We start from the raw sequence: 18,386 nt of genomic DNA, 5'->3' as shown, positions 1-18,386 counted from the left end.
CTCATTGGTTTGCCTCAAGCCATGCAGCGGTGAAGACACCGTCAAACACATAGGCGGTGCCGCCGGTCATCCAAACGCCGTCGTCTTTCCAATCGATCTGAAGCGTGCCGCCATCAAGGTCGATCTTGACCGAACGACCGGTCAGACCGCGCCGTGCCGCCGCCACAGCAGTGGCACAGGACGACGACCCGGAGGCCAATGTCGGGCCAACGCCGCGTTCCCAAACCCGCATACGCAGGTGATTTTCGCCAATCACACTTGCGAATTGCACGTTGGTCCGTTGAGGGTAGAGCGGGTGATGTTCGATTTCCGCACCGCGTGTTTCGAGATCAACCGTGTCGGCATCATCGACGAAAAAGGTGCAATGCGGATTGCCCATTCCGGTGGCACTTGGCGCGCCATCAATCGGGAGTTCGAGCGTGTCCATTTCCTGCGCTAGGGGGACGTCATCCCAGCGAAGTTGCGGATGGCCCATGTTCACAGACACCAGCCCATTGCCCGCATCCCGCGTCGGCAAGGTGCCACGATCGGTCGTCAGGGTCAGGTCACGCGCGCCCGTTTCGTCCATCAAGTAGCGGGCAATACAGCGGGTCGCATTGCCACAAGCCGCCGAGGTCGAGCCATCAGAATTGTAAAATGTCAGATGCGGAACACCATCCCGCAGGGTGATTTCAGCCAGCTGATCGAATCCCACACCGCGATGGCGGTCGCCAATGGCGGTCACAAGCTTGGGCGACAACTCATGCGTGCGTTTTCGGGAATCGATCACGACAAAGTCGTTGCCGAGGCCGTGCATCTTCATGAAAGGCAAGCTGGTATGGGGATTCTCTTGGGTCATAAGGGCCATATAGGCGCAAGATCAGCTAAAAGAAAGCAACGCCACATCCGCGTTTCGAAAGAAAAACGAAAAACGTTCAAAAAGGTGAGGTTTCGGGGTTGACCCTAACCCACCTTGTTTCTAGAACCCGCCACACAACAGAGTGGGCCGTTAGCTCAGTTGGTAGAGCAACTGACTTTTAATCAGTTGGCCGCAGGTTCGAATCCTGCACGGCTCACCACTTCGTCCTTATTGATGAAATACACCTGAACTTGTCTTTTTCGACAAGCCGGTAGCTTGTATGCGTTAGCATTGCGAATACGTGAACAATTTCCATGAGTTGGATGAGCGCAGAGGTCACGAATCTTGTGGCCAAATTTACGGTAGCTGACGATCGGTTTTGCCATGAGGGTCTTGTAAGTTGTTAGTTTTACCCCACACCGACATCAGATAGGCCGGGAACACTTGTTTGATGGTTTCGAAATTTTGCACCTTTTGCGGACGGTGCTGTCTTCTGTGTTGCAAAGAGTAGAATATCACTAACAGCATTATTTTCTATTGTGCCGGAGGCCTTGTGACGGCGTAGTCCTTCGGCTCTCATCCGGGCTCGACATGGGTGCTGGCCGAGTGCCGCTCCGATCCGGAACCGGGTGCGGCAAGTCACGGGGCAAACGTCGTTGATTGTCGTCCTCACTCCTGCGGGGGCATGTAAGGCCGGGATCGAGGAGTAAAACCATGCGAAAGAAAACAGTTTAGCATCAGTGGCGGCATCGCAAGAAACCATTCCAAATGGTGGTGGTGCCCCCTTTGCAGCCCTAGGATTGGTCGATGCCTTGCGAAGACACGCAATGATCAACCAAGCGCCCACGCCTAGCCGTTTTTAATGGGCGGTCTTCGCAAATGGGCATGGTGAAGGCGTTAGGAATGTCACTGGCGATGGTCTCAGAGACCGAGCGCAGCGCTAAATCAATACCAGCATCCACGAAGTGCCATGCAGATCAGTTGTCTTGAAATGAACTCAATAGCTCCCTTGGTATGCAGGACCCTATCCTAGGGTCTGATTCACACATTCGCCCAAGAGATGTTCTCGCTTATTTGAAACACCACTCTCTGGCTTGTTGGGTTTTGCAGTTGGTTGACGATCGCCACTTGGCTCCACCCTAAATTCAATCTACACGACAGCATTCCGGTCGCAGCCTACCCGGATATCAAAACAAGGGTTACAAAATGAAAACGATTGTTATCTGCTCCGGCGGCCTCGATTCTGTGTCACTTGCGCATATGGTTGCGCAAGAACGAGAACTGAGTCGCCTTGTGTCCTTCGACTATGGCCAACGCCACCGCAAGGAACTTGACTATGCCGCGATGTGCGCAAAGCGGCTTGATGTCCCACATGACATTATAAATCTGCGCGGGATTGGTGCTGCGCTGACCGGCTCTGCTTTGACGGACGATATTGATGTGCCTGACGGGCATTATGCCGAAGAAAGTATGCGCGTCACCGTCGTGCCAAACCGTAACGCGATCATGCTGACTGTGGCCTTTGGCATTGCTGCTGCGAATGACGATCATGCGGTGGCAACCGCAGTGCATGGGGGGGATCACTTTATCTATCCCGATTGCCGTCCTGCCTTTACCGAAGCCTTTGAAACCATGCAAAAAGCGGCCCTTGATGGCTATGCGGATGTGTCGCTTTATACGCCCTTCGTGCATCGGTCTAAGGCTGACATCGTGATTGAGGGCGCGCGCCACAAAACGCCCTTCGCCGAGACTTGGTCCTGTTACAAAGGCGGCGACACCCATTGCGGACGTTGCGGCACCTGCGTGGAACGGCGCGAGGCCTTCCATCTTGCCAAGGTCACAGACCCGACGACCTATGCAGACCCTGATTTCTGGGTCGCGGCTGTCGCGCAGGAGGTGTGTGATTGATGTATCGAATTACGAAAGAGTTCCACTTTTCCGCGTCGCATCAACTGCTGCACTTGCCCGATGATCATCAATGCGCGCGTCTTCATGGGCACAACTACATAGTCGTTGTCGAATTGGCGTCAGAAACGCTCAATAGCGACGGGTTTGTGCGTGACTATGGAGAGCTGAAAGAGCTCAAAGCCTATATCGACGGTACCTTTGACCATCGCCATCTAAATGACGTGATGGATGTGCCGTCGACAGGAGAAAACATGGCACGCCATTTCTATGATTGGTGTGCGGCCATTTGGCCGGAAACAACCGCAGTGAAAGTAAGCGAGACGCCCAAGACATGGGCCGAGTACCGTCCATGAGCCAAATTCGCGTCGCAGAAATCTTCGGCCCAACGATCCAAGGCGAGGGCGCGTTGATTGGGGAGCCAACCGTTTTTGTGCGGACAGGCGGCTGCGATTACCGTTGTTCGTGGTGTGACAGCTTACACGCCGTTGATACAGCCTTCCGTCATACGTGGCAGGCAATGGAGGTCGACGCCGTTTGGGCCGAAGTACACCGCCTATCCAAAGGCAAACCGCTGACCGTGTCGTTGTCGGGCGGCAATCCCGCGATCCAAGATTTCACGCAGCTGATCTCGCTTGGTCAAGCAGCCGGATACCGCTTCGCCTGCGAAACCCAAGGGTCGATTTCCAAACCTTGGTTTGCTGATCTCGACACGCTGGTTCTTAGCCCCAAACCACCGTCAAGCGGAGAAGAGGTTGACTGGGACGCCTTTGATAGGTGTTTGCAAGCGGCCAAGGGCGCGGGCAGCACCGTCATGAAGATCGTGATCTTCGATGAGGTCGATTATGTGTGGGCACAACAGGCGGCCGGCAAATATCCGGACCTGCCATTGTTCCTGCAACCCGGCAATCTAGAAGTCGACCCTGATGTCGCGATTGATCCGCAGGTTTTGGCGGACAAGGTGCTGTGGCTTGTCGATAAAACGATGCAAGATAGCTGGTTTGCGCCACGAATTTTGCCGCAATTGCACGTCTTGCTTTGGGGAAACAAGCGCGGGGTTTGACCCGCTCAAGGAGACAGAGATGGAAACGATTTACAGTGATCTGAAACAGCTGGGCGGCCAAACCGACCTTCCAACATCGCCCGAAGATGCAGTGCTTGAGCGCGTGTCAAATCCGCAAGCTGACGTGGCCTATTGCGTGCGGTTCACTGCCCCCGAGTTCACGTCACTTTGTCCCATGACAGGCCAACCTGATTTTGCCCATTTGGTGCTGGATTATGTTCCGGGTGAGTTTTTAGTCGAATCCAAGTCGCTCAAGCTGTTCCTTGGGTCCTTTCGCAATCACGGCGCTTTCCATGAAGACTGCACCATTTCTATCGCGCGCCGTTTGGTTGATTTTCTGAACCCGCAATGGCTGCGGATTGGCGGGTATTGGTATCCGCGGGGAGGCATTCCAATCGACGTCTTTTGGCAAACCGGTGCAATGCCCGAAGGCGTGTGGATCCCCGACCAAGGTGTCCCGCCCTATCGCGGCAGAGGATAAGCAGTATCGAAACTGATTTCACCGCGGGTGGTGTTTTCCTCTCACCGCCCGTCGTTGTGACTTGATGGATTGCGACAGGTTCCGATGTGTACGGCTCCGCAGTCCAGATACGGGATATTAAGCCCGGCTGGTCTTGTAGGCTGGTCTCGTAATATTGGTGTCACCTCTACCAAGAATGACCTTAGTGAGACCCGTTTCAGCGGCCGCGAATCTGAGTGCTGAGGCTAGCGCGCCGCTATCACACCACAGCAACGAAGCAGAATTGCTCACAACACGACTCGGCCTCGTCTGAATGCGCAAAGAAGTGAAGGGCGCTGTCATTTCGGCATTTGTAGTCTCACGCATCCTCGACACTCGCCACAGGCAAGGGGGCCAGTATGACAGGGGGGGGAACCAGGCGCGTCGCAGACCTTGGCGGCCCTGAGCGATTGAGTGGTCGACATACGTAAAGTGGGTGCCGACACTTCGATTCCGCCGTTCTGTCAAGCGGCAAGCCGGTCCAACGCGTGATCGAATAAAGAACGACCATCGGCATACCGTTTTCTTCTGCAACAGGGCTGGTTATGTTTTCTGTTCCCGCGAGGGACATCTCCCGTGCGGCCGCAAATGTAACGTGCATCTGGGTCCGAAAAGGGCACCTTCTGGAACAGGTGGGCCTTCCGACGAGCCTATGCCTGCCGTGCCACTGGACCCAATTCTGGTACAATCAATCATTGGGATCATGCGTCACAGCTATTGGTACAACGAGGCAGAAACCTACCATTGCAAGTCATAGCTTCGTGCCCGGCTTTGCGGGGAATCTTGCGTGTGAACTTACATTCCAAACACATCAACTTGCCCCTAGAGCGGTCTGGCCGGAAAGAGGTCTGGATCGTCCGCGGTGACGGGTGGTGAGGAGGAAGTCAAAACAGATCGTCGCCGCCTGAGTTCAAAATTCAAGGAGGGTGTGTGGGAAGTTTATATTGAATTCAGGGTGTTGCGTGGTGTAGGTTCGCCTCGCGCATAGGCAATTCAAAATAAGCATTGGTTTATCGCCCTGCGACTAACGTAGGACTCTCGCCATCGTTTGACGGGGCCAGTTGCGGCCTCTGACACGGAGGGAGAGACTAATGAATCAATTCATCCGCATTGCTGCGGCTGGTGTGATGACCGTTATGTGCGGTTTCGCGGCCAATGCAGAAACAACCGTTAAGGTGGCGTATGACGCGGATCCGGTATCGCTGGACCCGCATGAGCAACTGTCCGGTGGCACATTGCAGCTGTCGCACATGGTGTTTGACCCGCTGGTGCGCTGGACCCAAAACCTGCAGTTCGAAGCCCGTCTGGCCGAAAGCTGGGAGCAGATCGACGCGACGACCACGCGCTTTAAGCTGCGCAGCGGCGTGACGTTCCATTCCGGCAACGCGCTTACCGCGAAGGACGTCGATTGGACGTTTGATCGCCTGAAAGAAAGCCCCGACTTCAAGGGTATCTTTGCGCTTTTCACCGATGTTGAAGTTGTCGATGACATGACATTCGACCTCAAAACATCCGAGCCGTACCCGCTGGTTCTCCACACCGCGACCTACATCTTCCCGATGGACAGCGCGTTTTACACCGGCCAGACAGATGACGGCAAAGACAAAGCCGAGCTGGTCAAGCACGGCGATAGCTTTGCCTCGCGCAATGTGTCCGGCACCGGCCCATTTGTGGTTTCAGAGCGTGAGCAGGGCGTCAAAGTCGTGTTCGATCGTTTCGACGGTTATTGGGATGCGGCAAGCCCCGGCAACGTTGACAAGATCGTTCTGACCCCGATCAAAGAAGACCCGACCCGCGTCGCGGCGCTTTTGTCTGGTGATGTTGATTTCATCGCGCCCGTACCGCCAACCGACCTAAAGCGCGTTGATGGTGCAGACGGTGTTGACCTGATCACCATGCCCGGCACCCGGATCATCACATTCCAGATGAACCAGAACCGTGTCGAAGCGTTCAAAGATGCCCGCGTCCGTCAGGCGATTGATTTTGCCGTCAACAACGACGCAATCGTTAAGAAAATCATGCGTGGCTTTGGCACTGTTGGTGCTCAGGCGTCGCCTGCTGGCTACCTTGGCTATGACGAAGCTCTGACACCACGTTTCGACGTGGAAAAAGCCAAGGCATTGATGGCCGAAGCCGGTTATGCCGATGGGTTTTCGATCACAATGATGGCGCCAAACAACCGCTATGTGAACGACGACAAGATCGCTCAGGCTGTTGCGTCCATGCTCTCCAAGATCAATATCAAAGTTGACCTTCAGACCATGCCAAAGGCCCAGTACTGGCCCAAGTTTGATGAACGCGCTGCGGACATGATGATGATCGGCTGGCACGCGGATACCGAAGATTCCGCTAACTTCCACCAGTTCCTGTCGGCTTGCCCCGATGAGGCAACCGGTATCGGTCAGTACAACTCCGGCGCCTATTGCAACGCCGAAGCCGACAAGCTGATGATGGACTCGAACTCCGAGACCGACGCAGCCAAACGTGCCGAGATGCTGCAAAAGCTCGAAGGTATTTTGTACGAAGAAGCGGCGTTTATCCCGCTGCATTGGCAGAACCTGGCGTGGGGAGCGAAATCCAACGTCAAAGCAGGCGAAATCGTTAACGCGCTGAACTTCCCTTACTTTGGTGACCTCGTCGTCGAGTAAGGCTCCTTTGTCGGGGCGGGCCCTTTCCCGCCCCGGCTTTTTCCTCCCGGCTCTCATTGGTCGAAACCTCGTTCATTTTTACCTGATCACGCCGCGCGGTTTTTGCGCTATTGATCTCCTGTGCTCAGCTAACAGTGAACCATAGCAAAGGTGGTGGTATGCTCGCCTACCTCGTCAAACGACTATTCCAAGCCATCGCGGTGATGCTCGCCATCTCGTTTATTGGCTTTGCCATTCAGGACAACCTTGGCGACCCGCTGCGCGAGCTGGTCGGTCAGTCGGTTTCCGAAGAAACCCGCCAACAGTTGCGCGATGAGCTGGGGCTGAACGACAGTTTTTTAACCCAGTATGTCCGGTTTCTTGGCAATGCCGTTCAGGGTGATTTGGGCACGTCCTATTTCTTTAAGGAACCCGCGCTTGACGTGATCATGAAAAAGCTGCCCGCCACGCTTGAGCTGGTGTTGGGCGCGACGCTGATCATTGTTGGCCTGTCTGTTCCGCTTGGCGTCTACACCGCCATCAAACCCAATAGCATCCCATCGAAAATCATCATGGGCGCGTCGATTGTCGGCATCTCGATCCCGGTGTTCCTAACTGCGATCCTGATGATCTATGTGTTCTCGGTCGAACTGCACTGGCTGCCAAGCTATGGGCGCGGCGACGTTGTGCATGTGTTTGGATATTGGGATACGAACTTTGCCAATGTGGATGGCTGGGCGCATATCCTATTGCCGTCCATTGCGCTTGCCTCGATCATGTTGCCGCTCTTTGTGCGTCTGATCCGCGCCGAGATGATGGAAGTCTTGCAATCCGAATATGTCAAATACGCCAAGGCCAAGGGTATTCACCCCGGCCGTATCTATTTCGTGCACGCGCTGAAAAACACGTTGTTGCCGGTGATTACCGTGGGGGGCGTACAGATTGGGACGATGGTCGCTTACACTATTCTGACCGAAACCGTGTTTCAGTGGCCGGGCATGGGCTTCATGTTCCTTGAGGCGGTGAACCGCGTCGATACCCCGTTGATCGTGGCCTACCTGATTGTGGTCGGCTTTATCTTTGTTGTCACAAACACCATCGTCGATCTGATCTATGGCCTTGTGAATCCAACCGTAAACTTGGCGAGGATGGGCGCATGAGCACTGTTGCAACCAACCCCGAACCCAGCCGCCTTGAGCGCATCTGGAACTCCAACATGGCCTATAGCTTTCGCCGCAATCCGGTGGCTGTTGTCTCACTGGCGATCTTTCTCGCCATTGCGATTATGTCCTTGTTGGCCCCGGTGATCGCGCCGTTTGATCCCTATGATCCGGCACAGATCGACATCATGAATAGCGAATACCCCCCTGTCTGGGTCGATGGGTCTGAGCCCGAGTTCATTTTGGGCACCGATGATCAAGGACGCGATCTTTGGTCGACGATCCTTTATGGAACCCGTTTGTCGTTGCTCATTGGCCTATGTGCCGTTGGCTTGCAGGCGTTCTTGGGCATCTCGATCGGCCTGATTGCCGGTTACATCGGTGGCCGCCTCGATAGCCTTTTGATGCGTCTGGCGGATATTCAGTTGTCGTTTTCCACCTTGATGGTGGCAATTATCTTCCTCGCGGTGACGCAGGCGATGTTTGGCTCGGAAACCTTCAACCAATACGCCGTGTTCTTTTTGATTGCCGTCATCGGCGTCGCCGAGTGGCCGCAATATGCGCGCACCGTGCGGGCCACGGTTTTGGCCGAGAAGAAAAAAGAATATGTCGATAGCGCCCGCGTTTTGGGCTTTGGCCCGCTTCGCATCATGGTGCGGCACATCCTGCCCAACTCGCTCTCGCCAATCTTTGTGATCTCGACCGTTCAGGTCGCCAACGCGATCATTTCCGAGGCCTCGCTTAGCTTCCTTGGTCTTGGCATGCCGCCAAGCCAACCATCGCTTGGCTCGCTGATTTCATCGGGCTTTGACTATATCTTTTCCGGGAGCTGGTGGATCACCGCCATTCCCGGTGTGGTGCTGGTGGTTCTGGTGCTGGTGATCAACCTTTTGGGCGATTGGATGCGCGACGTCCTGAACCCGAAACTGTACAAAGGATAAGCGGCATGTCTTTGCTTTCCGTACGTGACCTGACCGTTAAATTCGCGATGCGCGATCAGACGGTTACCGCCCTTGATCAGATCAGCTTTGACCTTGGCAAAGGCGAACGTCTTGGTATCGTTGGGGAATCGGGTGCGGGTAAATCCATCACCGGGTTTGCCTTGATGAACCTACTAAGCCGCCCCGGATTTATTGATAGCGGGTCGATCAATTTCGAAGGACGCGAGATTGCCGGCCTGTCCGACAAAGAGATGCGCCCCATTCGCGGCAACCGCATGGCGATGATTTTTCAAGACCCGATGGTCACGCTGAACCCGGTTCTGACCATCGGCCAACAGATGGTTGAGACGCTTCAGGCGCACCGTAAGCTGTCCAAAGCCGACGCCGAGCAGATTTCGATCATGAAACTGCGCGAGGTTTACATCCCCTCGCCAGAAGACCGCCTTGGGCAATACCCGCATGAGCTTTCGGGTGGGATGCGCCAGCGGATCGTTATCGCCATGGCACTGTTGCTTGAGCCGGAACTGATCATCGCGGACGAACCGACGACGGCCTTGGATGTGACCATTCAGGCCGACATTATGGAGCTTCTGCTCGAACTTTGTACGTCGAATATGGTCGGTCTGATCCTAATCACCCACGATCTGGGTGTGGTTAGCCAAATGACCGAACGCACATTGGTGATGTATGCCGGTCGGATCATCGAGGCGGGTAAAACCCGTGAGATTATCAACGACCCACAGCACCCCTATACCCAAGGGTTGATCAACGCGCTGCCCCAGCAAACATTGCCCGGTCAGCGGTTGAAACAGATCCCCGGCAATATGCCCGGTCTGACGGCCATTCCGGATGGCTGCCCCTTTGCGCCGCGGTGCCAATACGCGATCGACAATTGTCGTCGCACCCGGCCCGAAACCGTTTCTTATGCCAATGTCGAGGTCGCCTGCCATGAGGTGAACCGGTTGCACAACACCGTGCTTGAGGATCAAAGCGCATGAAGGACATCGTGAACGAGACCGCTCAGGACACCATCCTTGAACTGAAGAATCTGGAAAAACGCTTTGAGCTGGACAAGGGGTTCCTTGAGAAACTGAGGTTCAAAAACGGCAAGTTCACCACCGAAGAGCGCGCCGTTCACGCCGTTAACAACGTCTCGCTTGAGGTGAAACGGGGTGAAGCGCTTTGCGTTGTTGGGGAATCGGGTTGCGGGAAGTCAACGGTGGCGCGTTTGGTTGCCGGGTTGCTTGATCCATCTGGCGGTGAAATCCACTATGATGGCACCCGGATCGACAACAAGTCGCGCCGCGAGTTGATGAGCATGCGTAAAAAGATGCAGATGATTTTCCAAAATCCTTATGCGTCCTTGAACCCGCGTATGACGATCCAGCAAGCTCTCGAAGAGCCGGTGCGCTATCACAATCCCGGTATGTCGCGCAGCGATGTGCGGGCCAAGGTGGCAGACGTCATGCAATCGGTTGGGGTCGATCCAACATGGGCGTCGCGCTATCCGCACGAGTTTTCAGGTGGTCAGCGTCAGCGGATCGCCATTGCCCGCGCCCTAACCGTGGACCCTGAGTTTATCATCGCCGATGAGCCGATTTCGGCGCTGGATGTGTCAATCCAAGCACAGGTTTTGAACCTGATGCTAGAGGCCAAGGATGAGCGTGGGTTGACCTACCTGTTCATCACCCATGACCTTTCGGTGGTGCAACATTTCGGCACGCGGGTGGTGGTTTTGTATCTCGGATCGGTTTGTGAACTGTCCGATACGGCGACGTTGTTTAACAACCCCAAACACCCCTACACCAAGGCGCTTTTGTCGGCGGTTCCCCAGCTCAAAGACGACAAGCCCAACCATATCCGGCTCAAGGGGGAAATCCCGACGCCGATCAACCTTCCGACCGGCTGTCCCTTTGCGTCGCGCTGTGCCTCGGCGGACAATCGGTGTCTGTCGGAAAAACCGCGGCCCTTGGCACAACCTGATGGCGCGATGGTAGCGTGCCACGCAGTGGAAGAAGGGCGGCTAACGGGCTAAGTCCCATCTGACGTCGATCAAGACACTGGCTTTGTTCACGGGCTACATGGCCCATATTTAGATCTGGCAACACGGGTACCGACATTTGGACATCATTTGGCTCAGAGACTTTGAGGCTTTGGTCGCGCAGAAGAATTTCTCGCGCGCTGCCGAAGAGCGCAATGTCTCTCAGCCGGCCTTTTCACGGCGCATTCGCGCGCTTGAGGATACGGTTGGCGTCAAACTGATCAATCGCCAAACTCTTCCTTTGTCGTTAACCCCGGCGGGCGAGGTATTTTTGAGCCAAGCGCGGGTGATGTTGCGCACCTATGAAGAAACGATTGAGCGCTGTCAGATCATTGATGCGGCGGGCGAAAACGTCATCCGATTTGCGACGTCCCAGTCGCTCTATATGACGCATTACAAAACCCACATTGCCCCTCTGGTCGAAGAGGGTGGGCTTGATATTGATTTGAATTCAACCTCTTGGGCGGCAGATCAATTCGTGTCCGCGCTTCAGCAAGGGTATTGTGATGTGATCCTGACCTACTGGCATCCAACCATGGATTTTTTGGCCCCGCTTGAGGCCAGCCAATGTGATTACGTCACCCTGACCCGCGATGACTTCATTCCTGTTGCCAAGGCGGACAATGACGGCCCGGCCTTTCACATGGGCAAAGGTCAAAACAAGCCTGTTCCATTGCTGTCTTATGGAACGGCATCGGCGCTGCGCACGGTTGTTGATGCGCTGTTGCGCAAACATTTGGATGGGCCAAAAATCCTTGTGATGAACCGCAATGTACTGGCGATTTCGGTCAAGGCGATGATCTTGGAAGGGTTCGGCATGGGCTGGCTTCCGCGCCAATTGTGCCGGGAGGAGCTTGAGGACGGTCGGCTGCAGATTATCGGCGACGATACTTATGTCGAGCAACTCGAAGTGCGTCTGTATCGCAGCGTGGAAAACACCAAACCGTCGCTCAAAAAGCTATGGGATCAGATAAGCGCCGCCTCTGCTTGAAGCGGCGCCAAAGGCGTTACGCGTCTTTGCGGACCCGAGCCGCGGATTTATCGGCGAATGCGGCAAGGCGTTCGCGCGCCGGAGCTTGGGTATTGACCACACCCGCCACCACGGATTCCGCGTAGGCCGCATCAAGTGGCGACATGTTTTGCATGTGGCTAATGGCTGAGCAGATGGCGAAATTGGTCAACGGCAGGTTTTCAGCGGCACGGCGCGCGATTTCGAGCGCTTTGTCCATCACAGAACCTTCGACCATATATTGCGCAAGGTGCAGGTCCATCGCCTCTTGGCCATGATAAACGCGGCCGGTGAGCATCATGTCGATCATTCGGTCCTTGCCAACAAGATCGGCTACCCGAATTGTCGCGCCGCCACCGGTGAACAAGCCGCGCTGTCCCTCGGGCAAAGCGAAATAGGTGGTTTCGTTCATCACCCGAATATGGGCCGAGCTGGCCAGCTCAAGACCACCGCCAACAACGGCCCCCTGACAGGCGGCGATCACCGGAACCCCGCCATATTCCATCTTGTTAAAGGCCTCGTGCCAGCGCAGGCAGACATGCATGAAATCGGCGGGGCTGCGATCGGCATCGTGATGTTCGATCAGGTCTAGACCGGCACAGAAATGATCGCCAGACCCGGCCAAAACCACGGCCTTGACCCCGGCGCGCGGCGCGGCGGAAAAGAAATCAACCAGTTCCTCGATGGTATCAAGGTCGAGGGCATTGCGCTTGTGTGCACGGTTCATGGTGACAACCCAGACGCCATCATCCTGTGCATCAAAGTCGAGGTTTTTGAAATTGCTCTGGTCTAGAGTAACGGGCATATCCGTGTCCTTTCAGGGATCAAAATACCGCCGAGAGAAGGGCGTCAGCCCCCTCAAGGATGCGGGTGCGTTGGGATTGGGTGTCTACAAGGATGTGATCGGCATAGAACCGAGCTGTGGTGATTTTGGCGGATAGAAACGCGGGATCGCCGCCCTGGTCTTTGGCCGTTTCAGCCGCCAAAAGGGCGCGACCAAGCTGCCAACCGGCAACCAAGTTCCCCGCCAACATCAGATAGGGCACACCGGCCCCAAAGGCGGCATTTGGGTCCGTTTTGGCGGTGTCGAGCATATAGGCCACGACGTCTTCGAAATCGCTACGAGATTCGGCCAGACGTTTGGCCACGGCGCAGGCCTCGTTGGACCCCGCCGCGAGCAAGGCTTCGGTCTCGCCAATCATCGCCGCTAGACGCATCGCCGTCACACCACCATCGCGCAGGGTTTTGCGCCCCACAAGGTCATTGGCCTGAATGGCGGTGGTACCTTCGTAGATCGGCAAAATGCGGGCGTCTCGGTAATGCTGGGCTGCTCCGGTTTCCTCGATAAACCCCATTCCGCCATGCACTTGCACACCGCATGACGCCACTTCGACACCCATCTCGGTGCTATAGCCTTTGACAAGCGGGGTCAGAAATTCGGACAGGTCAGACAAGGTTTTGTCGTCGGTGTGATGGCCCAAATCCTGCCACGCGGCGGCCGCGCAGGCCATGGCGCGGGTGCCTTCGGTCAAGGCCTTCATCCGCATTAACAAACGGCGAACATCGGGGTGGTTGATGATTGGCACCGCCTCACGCGAAGAGCCATCAACCGGACGGCTTTGCACCCGGTCTTGGGCATAGGCAAGCGCTTGTTGATAGGCGCGTTCGGAAATGGCGATGCCCTGAACGCCCACGGCAAACCGCGCGGCGTTCATCATCGTGAACATATATTCCAGCCCGGCGTGTTCCTTGCCGATCAAGAACCCGGTGGCCCCTTCGAATTCCAAAACCGCCGTTGGGCTGGCTTTGATGCCAAGCTTGTGTTCGACACTGACACAGCGCACGGCGTTGCGATCACCCAAAGCACCGCCTTGATCGACCATGAACTTGGGCACCAAGAACAGGCTGATACCTTTGACACCCTTGGGCGCATCAGGCAGGCGGGCCAACACCAAATGCACGGTGTTTTCGGCCATGTCGTGTTCGCCGTAGGTGATGAAAATCTTAGTGCCGGTGATGGCGTAGCTGCCGTTGTCTTGTGGTTCGGCACGGGTGCGCAGCAGGGCAAGGTCGCTTCCGGCCTGAGGCTCGGTAAGGTTCATCGTCCCGGTCCATTGCCCGGTGATCAGCTTGTCCAGATAGGTGGCTTTTTGCTGATCTGATCCGGCAGTTAGCAAGGCCTCGACCGCGCCATCGGTAAGCAATTGGCAGAGGGCAAAGCTCATATTGGCGGCGTTCAGGATCTCGGTTGCGGCCGCCCCCACAACGCGAGGAAGACCCTGACCACCATGTTCCGCCGGATGTGGCAAACCGGGCCAACCCATCTCGACACATTTGCCATAGGCCTCGGCAAAGCCATCGGGCAGCACAACCGTGCCATTGGCATAGTTTGATCCGACTTCATCGCCAGGGGCGTTGAGCGGGGCGATCTCTTCGCTGCAAAAGCGGCCAAATTCTTCCAAAACCGCCTGCACGTCATCGAGTTCGAAATCCGCATAGGCGGGTAGGGTGGTCAGCTCGGGCCATCCGCTCAGATGTTCGATGTTAAAAGTGATGTCCTGCACCGGTGCGCGGAAGGTCATGGCGGGCTCCGTCAATAATTGGGTTGAAGGGGGTGTAGCGCCGCGCAGAAGGGCGAGCTATCTCCGTTGTGGACACAATATTTGCAAAAAGTGACATTTTCAGAGAAACTGCCATCATGCCTTTACCCGCCTCCCCTCCGGTTTTGCCCACCGTTTCACGCGCCTTTGTCCAAGATTGGATCGAGTCGCTTCAACGCATGTGCCCACCGGATCAGGTCGACGACATGCTGTATCGAAGTGGCTTGCGACAGGAGAGAATCGACGGACGTGGACGGGTGACGCATGATCAAATTGTAAAGCTTTATCAGATTGTTGTGTCTGAAACAGGAGATGAGATGATGGGGCTTTGGAGCCGCATTATTCGCCCCGGAGCACTCAAACACCTATGCGCTTCTGTGCTTGGGGCGTCATCGCTTGCCGCGGCTTTGTACCGGTTTTCGACCTTTTGGAACCTCGTGTTGGATGATCACCACTTGAGCCTGTCGGAAACCGACAGCTCGCTGATCTTGCATATCCGTCCGATTGCTGGCGCAAACCCGTCCCGGTTCGGGCATATGCTTATGTTGAAATTGGCGCATGGGGTCGCGTCTTGGTTGGCGCTTCGCGAGCTGCCCTTGACCGGGGTTGGGTTCACCTTTCCCAGGCCGGGTTTTGCTCAGGATTATCCGATTTTGTTCCCCGGTCCGATTGTGTTTGGCGAAGCCACGTCTTGGATCGGTTTTGACAAAGCGCTGGGGGATTTGCCCGTATCGCGGAGCGAAGCCGATATGACCAGCTTTCTCCGACGTGCCCCGCGAGATTGGATTTTCACGAATTCTCGTGAACACGCTTTACCTTTGCGCATTCGAGAGCTGCTTGTTCTATCTTCGCGCATGGACTGTGATCTTGAGGGCGCGGCGCGGCATTTGCATGTCACACCGCGCACCTTGATCCGGCGTTTGAAATCCGAAGGGACGTCGTTTCAGGCCATCAAGGACGGGGTGCGGCGGGACATGGCCTTGCGCGATTTGGCGACGGGCAAACCAATAGAGGCGATTTCTCAGGACACCGGGTTTGCCACGCCGGCAAGCTTTTACCGGGCGTTTCGTGGATGGACCGGGCAAACCCCGCGCCAATACCGTGATGACATCTGTACCTAGCGCCGGTTTGGCGCACCCGTTGTGTCACGCACGACAAGGGTGGCGGCAACTTGTGTCACGGTTGGCGGCATATCGGGGGCCTCTAGCCGGTCGAGCATGATTTGCGCGAGTTTGCGGCCAAGTTGATAGGGGGAAACGGCCATGGTGGTGAGCGGCGGAATGGCGACGGCCGCGTCTTGGACGTCATCGAAGCCGACAATTGAGATGTCCTTGCCTGGCTGTAAGCCCATGGATTGCAGCGCCAAAGACGCCCCAATCGCCACCATGTCGCCGTTGCAGACCAAGGCCGTGACCTCTGGATAGGCGTCGCGCAGGGCCACCATCGCCTCCATTCCAGCCAGCTTGTCATCATCGGTGTCCCAGACGATTGGGTCGCCCAAGCCGCGGTCTTGCATCACGCGGGTATAGCCTGCGATCCGTTCAGTACGCACGAAGGACCGGGATTTGCCGCCCAGAAAGGCAATATGGTGGTGGCCAAGATCAGCCAAATGCGTAGTTGCGGTTTGGGTCGCGTCGGCGTCGCGAATGCCCACATGGTCAAAGGGTTCCGAGGGCAGGTGGCGCAGGAAGGTTACGGTTGGAATGCCGTGAGTGCGCAAGAGGTCATAGGTGCTATCATCGGTGTCATCCGCAGGAACCCAAAGTAGGCCGCCGCGTGCATTGCGAATAAAGGCCTGAATGTTGCGGCGTTGGCGTTCGGTGTCGTCACGGCTATCAAGAACCGAGACCAAAAACCCTTCGGATTCCAAGAGATCGCTGACGCCGCTGATGACTTCGGCGTTAAACGGGTTGGCGATTTGGTGGATGACAAATCCGATCTCACGATTGACGCCTGATCGCATCGAGGCCGCCCGGCCGTCGGGTACATAGTGTAGCTTATGCGCCGCCTCGAGCACCTTTTTACGCGTCGCGTCCGATATTCGCCCGGCCCCGCGCATCACTTGGCTGGCGGTCGCGGTCGACACCCCAGCTTCGCGTGCAACGGTTGAGAGTTTGGGTTTTTGCGACATGCGTGAGCGGGCTTTCGTGGTGCAGCGTTTTACCAATAGCGACAAGAATTGGCGATTTTATAGGCAGATATCAACCGAAATGTTAGCGCATGCTCCTGTGGAGGCGAAAAAAGGGAATTGACAGATGGTATAACGTTATACCAAACTTGATGCAGAGACTCAGTTTCGGAGGCCCGGCGGTTACGCCGGGGGAAGTGAGTCCGCATTGATGAAGTGCATCTCGGGAGGATGACATGACGTTCGGATACAAATTTGCCGGGGCAGCCGCCTTGGCCGTTACCATGACAACAGGTGCCGCGCAGGCGGATGTTCTGTTTTGGTCGACACAAGCCAAACCAGTTGAAGAAGCGCAGGCGATGCGCGAACAGGTTCTCGGCAATTTTCAGGACAAAGTTGACTACCAGCCAAACGACGGCGGCCCTTGGCTGACCCGTCTGCAGGCGGAATTGCAGGCCGGAACCGGAACAATTGGTGTTCTGGGGGCGCTACACGGTGATTTCTCGGCGATGAACGCCGACGATCTGGTTGATTTGAGCGATATTGGCGTGATGTCGGCCTCTGACACTTTTAACGAATTGGCCAAATTGGGCACCGATAGTGCGCAATACATCCCTTGGATGCAGGCGAGCTATATCATGGCGGCCAATAAAAAGGCGCTAGAGCATCTGCCAGAGGGCGCAGACATTGATGCGTTGACCTATGAGCAACTGATCGCATGGGCCGCCAATGTCCATGAGGCAACCGGTGAGGCCAAGTTTGGTTTCCCTGCGGGACCCAAGGGGCTTAAGCACCGCTTCTTCCAAGGTTACCTGTACCCATCCTACACCGACGGTGTGGTGCGTACCTTTGCCTCGGATGCGGCGGTTACAGCATGGGAAGATTTCAAGAAGCTTTGGGCGCATACCAACCCAGCCTCGACCAACTTCAGCTTCCTTCAGGAACAGTTGTTGAACGAAGACGTTTGGATTGCCTTTGATCACACCTCGCGTCTGGCACAGGCGTTTAACGAACGTCCCGATGATTTCGTCGCCTTCCCGGCACCTGCTGGTCCAACCGGTCGTGGTTTCATGCCTGTGATCGCCGGTGTTGGTATCCCGAAAACCGCACCTGATATGGACGCGGCCAAGGCTCTGGTGGCGCATATGCTCAAGCCTGAAACTCAGCTGGCGACTCTGCGCGCCACCAACTTCTTCCCGGTTGTTGATGTAGAGCTTCCCGGTGATCTGCCGCCTGCTGTTCAGGCCGCCGGTGGGGCCGTTGCCAAGATGAGCGGTTCGGCTGATGCCAACCCCGGTCTTTTGCCTGCTGGCCTTGGTGCCAAGGGGGGAGACTTTAACCGCGTCTTTGTCGACACGTTTGAGCGGATCGTTCTGGCCAACCAAGACATCCGTATGGTTCTTGACGACCAGAAAGCTGCGCTTGAGGCGATCATGAATGAAACCGGCGCGCCCTGCTGGGCCCCGGATGCACCCTCCGAAGGTGCTTGCCCGGTCGAATAAGCCCGCGCATAGTCCGGGTCACTTGTGGGCCCGGACACCCCATCCCTAATCCATGTTAACTGACACACAGGAG

General features: G+C 56.0%; 16 protein-coding genes and 1 tRNA gene. 13 read left to right on the top strand and 4 right to left on the bottom strand.

The genetic code is table 11. The annotated features are described in order from the left end of the window. Position 1: 1 nt before the first annotated feature. Positions 2–802, bottom strand: a complete 801-nt coding sequence (gene dapF / locus AC5EFR_RS10590; RefSeq protein WP_493575794.1) for a diaminopimelate epimerase — start codon at positions 800–802, stop codon at positions 2–4. A gap of 180 nt (positions 803–982) precedes the next feature. Between dapF and AC5EFR_RS10585 the strand changes: the two genes are divergently transcribed. The 11 genes from AC5EFR_RS10585 (at position 983) to AC5EFR_RS10535 (ending at position 12,065) form a co-directional block, all read left to right on the top strand. Beyond that, positions 983–1,058 (top strand) — tRNA-Lys (locus AC5EFR_RS10585). Between the two features lie 986 nt (positions 1,059–2,044). Beyond that, positions 2,045–2,746, top strand: coding sequence for a 7-cyano-7-deazaguanine synthase QueC (gene queC, locus AC5EFR_RS10580; protein WP_493575793.1), 702 nt, complete (start codon positions 2,045–2,047; stop codon positions 2,744–2,746). Then, positions 2,746–3,099 carry a 6-carboxytetrahydropterin synthase QueD gene (gene queD / locus AC5EFR_RS10575; protein WP_493575792.1) on the top strand — a complete coding sequence of 118 codons (354 nt, stop codon included), beginning with the start codon at positions 2,746–2,748 and terminating at the stop codon, positions 3,097–3,099. The genes queC and queD overlap by 1 nt, the downstream gene beginning before the upstream one ends. Further along, a complete protein-coding gene (queE, locus tag AC5EFR_RS10570; RefSeq protein WP_493575791.1) occupies positions 3,096–3,806 on the top strand; it encodes a 7-carboxy-7-deazaguanine synthase QueE in 711 nt (236 codons plus the stop codon). Before queD ends, queE begins: the two co-directional genes overlap by 4 nt. Before the next feature lie 19 nt (positions 3,807–3,825). After that, the gene (gene queF / locus AC5EFR_RS10565; RefSeq protein ID WP_493575790.1) at positions 3,826–4,287 is read left to right on the top strand and encodes a preQ(1) synthase; all 462 of its coding nucleotides are present in this window, start codon (positions 3,826–3,828) and stop codon (positions 4,285–4,287) included. A 1,109-nt stretch (positions 4,288–5,396) separates the two neighbouring features. After that, positions 5,397–6,953 (top strand): ABC transporter substrate-binding protein, encoded by a 1,557-nt coding sequence (locus tag AC5EFR_RS10560; protein WP_493575789.1) that lies wholly within the window; start codon positions 5,397–5,399, stop codon positions 6,951–6,953. A 158-nt stretch (positions 6,954–7,111) separates the two neighbouring features. Further along, positions 7,112–8,092: an ABC transporter permease gene (locus AC5EFR_RS10555; protein ID WP_493575788.1), complete on the top strand. Its 981-nt coding sequence runs from the start codon at positions 7,112–7,114 to the stop codon at positions 8,090–8,092. Continuing rightward, on the top strand, positions 8,089–9,033 hold the full coding sequence (locus AC5EFR_RS10550; protein WP_493575787.1) for an ABC transporter permease: 945 nt from the start codon (positions 8,089–8,091) through the stop codon (positions 9,031–9,033). The genes AC5EFR_RS10555 and AC5EFR_RS10550 overlap by 4 nt, the downstream gene beginning before the upstream one ends. Positions 9,034–9,038: 5 nt before the next feature. Continuing rightward, positions 9,039–10,031 (top strand): ABC transporter ATP-binding protein, encoded by a 993-nt coding sequence (locus tag AC5EFR_RS10545; protein WP_299929686.1) that lies wholly within the window; start codon positions 9,039–9,041, stop codon positions 10,029–10,031. Then, a complete protein-coding gene (locus AC5EFR_RS10540; protein WP_493575786.1) occupies positions 10,028–11,068 on the top strand; it encodes an ABC transporter ATP-binding protein in 1,041 nt (346 codons plus the stop codon). Before AC5EFR_RS10545 ends, AC5EFR_RS10540 begins: the two co-directional genes overlap by 4 nt. Positions 11,069–11,153: 85 nt before the next feature. Further along, positions 11,154–12,065 carry a LysR family transcriptional regulator gene (locus tag AC5EFR_RS10535; protein ID WP_299929692.1) on the top strand — a complete coding sequence of 304 codons (912 nt, stop codon included), beginning with the start codon at positions 11,154–11,156 and terminating at the stop codon, positions 12,063–12,065. A 16-nt stretch (positions 12,066–12,081) separates the two neighbouring features. Here the strand turns inward: AC5EFR_RS10535 and AC5EFR_RS10530 are convergent, their stop codons facing one another. Beyond that, positions 12,082–12,888, bottom strand: coding sequence for a crotonase/enoyl-CoA hydratase family protein (locus AC5EFR_RS10530; protein ID WP_299929695.1), 807 nt, complete (start codon positions 12,886–12,888; stop codon positions 12,082–12,084). Between the two features lie 19 nt (positions 12,889–12,907). After that, a complete protein-coding gene (locus tag AC5EFR_RS10525; protein WP_493575785.1) occupies positions 12,908–14,665 on the bottom strand; it encodes an acyl-CoA dehydrogenase in 1,758 nt (585 codons plus the stop codon). Between the two features lie 116 nt (positions 14,666–14,781). Here AC5EFR_RS10525 and AC5EFR_RS10520 point away from each other — a divergent pair, with 116 nt between their 5' ends. Next, on the top strand, positions 14,782–15,804 hold the full coding sequence (locus AC5EFR_RS10520) for an AraC family transcriptional regulator (protein WP_493575784.1): 1,023 nt from the start codon (positions 14,782–14,784) through the stop codon (positions 15,802–15,804). Here AC5EFR_RS10520 and AC5EFR_RS10515 read toward each other — a convergent pair. Then, the gene (locus tag AC5EFR_RS10515; protein WP_493575783.1) at positions 15,801–16,814 is read right to left on the bottom strand and encodes a LacI family DNA-binding transcriptional regulator; all 1,014 of its coding nucleotides are present in this window, start codon (positions 16,812–16,814) and stop codon (positions 15,801–15,803) included. The two genes, AC5EFR_RS10520 and AC5EFR_RS10515, sit on opposite strands and share 4 nt — an antisense overlap. A 233-nt stretch (positions 16,815–17,047) precedes the next feature. Between AC5EFR_RS10515 and AC5EFR_RS10510 the strand changes: the two genes are divergently transcribed. Continuing rightward, entirely contained in the window at positions 17,048–18,313 is a 1,266-nt protein-coding gene (locus tag AC5EFR_RS10510) for an ABC transporter substrate-binding protein (RefSeq protein WP_493575782.1), read from the top strand. Positions 18,314–18,386 lie beyond the last annotated feature (73 nt).

This window comes from Pelagimonas sp. (assembly GCF_058892305.1).
Note: the sequence above shows the minus strand (reverse complement) of the source record. Positions and strands in the feature narration are given on the sequence as shown.

Excerpts from the sequence above, each read along its gene's own strand:
- dapF (WP_493575794.1), bottom strand. The coding sequence starts at position 802 with ATGAAGATGCACGGCCTCGGCAACGACTTTGTCGTGATCGATTCCCGA.
- queC (WP_493575793.1), top strand. The coding sequence starts at position 2,045 with ATGAAAACGATTGTTATCTGCTCCGGCGGCCTCGATTCTGTGTCACTT.
- queD (WP_493575792.1), top strand. The coding sequence starts at position 2,746 with ATGTATCGAATTACGAAAGAGTTCCACTTTTCCGCGTCGCATCAACTG.
- queE (WP_493575791.1), top strand. The coding sequence starts at position 3,096 with ATGAGCCAAATTCGCGTCGCAGAAATCTTCGGCCCAACGATCCAAGGC.
- queF (WP_493575790.1), top strand. The coding sequence starts at position 3,826 with ATGGAAACGATTTACAGTGATCTGAAACAGCTGGGCGGCCAAACCGAC.
- AC5EFR_RS10560 (WP_493575789.1), top strand. The coding sequence starts at position 5,397 with ATGAATCAATTCATCCGCATTGCTGCGGCTGGTGTGATGACCGTTATG.
- AC5EFR_RS10555 (WP_493575788.1), top strand. The coding sequence starts at position 7,112 with ATGCTCGCCTACCTCGTCAAACGACTATTCCAAGCCATCGCGGTGATG.
- AC5EFR_RS10550 (WP_493575787.1), top strand. The coding sequence starts at position 8,089 with ATGAGCACTGTTGCAACCAACCCCGAACCCAGCCGCCTTGAGCGCATC.
- AC5EFR_RS10545 (WP_299929686.1), top strand. The coding sequence starts at position 9,039 with ATGTCTTTGCTTTCCGTACGTGACCTGACCGTTAAATTCGCGATGCGC.
- AC5EFR_RS10540 (WP_493575786.1), top strand. The coding sequence starts at position 10,028 with ATGAAGGACATCGTGAACGAGACCGCTCAGGACACCATCCTTGAACTG.
- AC5EFR_RS10530 (WP_299929695.1), bottom strand. The coding sequence starts at position 12,888 with ATGCCCGTTACTCTAGACCAGAGCAATTTCAAAAACCTCGACTTTGAT.
- AC5EFR_RS10525 (WP_493575785.1), bottom strand. The coding sequence starts at position 14,665 with ATGACCTTCCGCGCACCGGTGCAGGACATCACTTTTAACATCGAACAT.
- AC5EFR_RS10520 (WP_493575784.1), top strand. The coding sequence starts at position 14,782 with ATGCCTTTACCCGCCTCCCCTCCGGTTTTGCCCACCGTTTCACGCGCC.
- AC5EFR_RS10515 (WP_493575783.1), bottom strand. The coding sequence starts at position 16,814 with ATGTCGCAAAAACCCAAACTCTCAACCGTTGCACGCGAAGCTGGGGTG.
- AC5EFR_RS10510 (WP_493575782.1), top strand. The coding sequence starts at position 17,048 with ATGACGTTCGGATACAAATTTGCCGGGGCAGCCGCCTTGGCCGTTACC.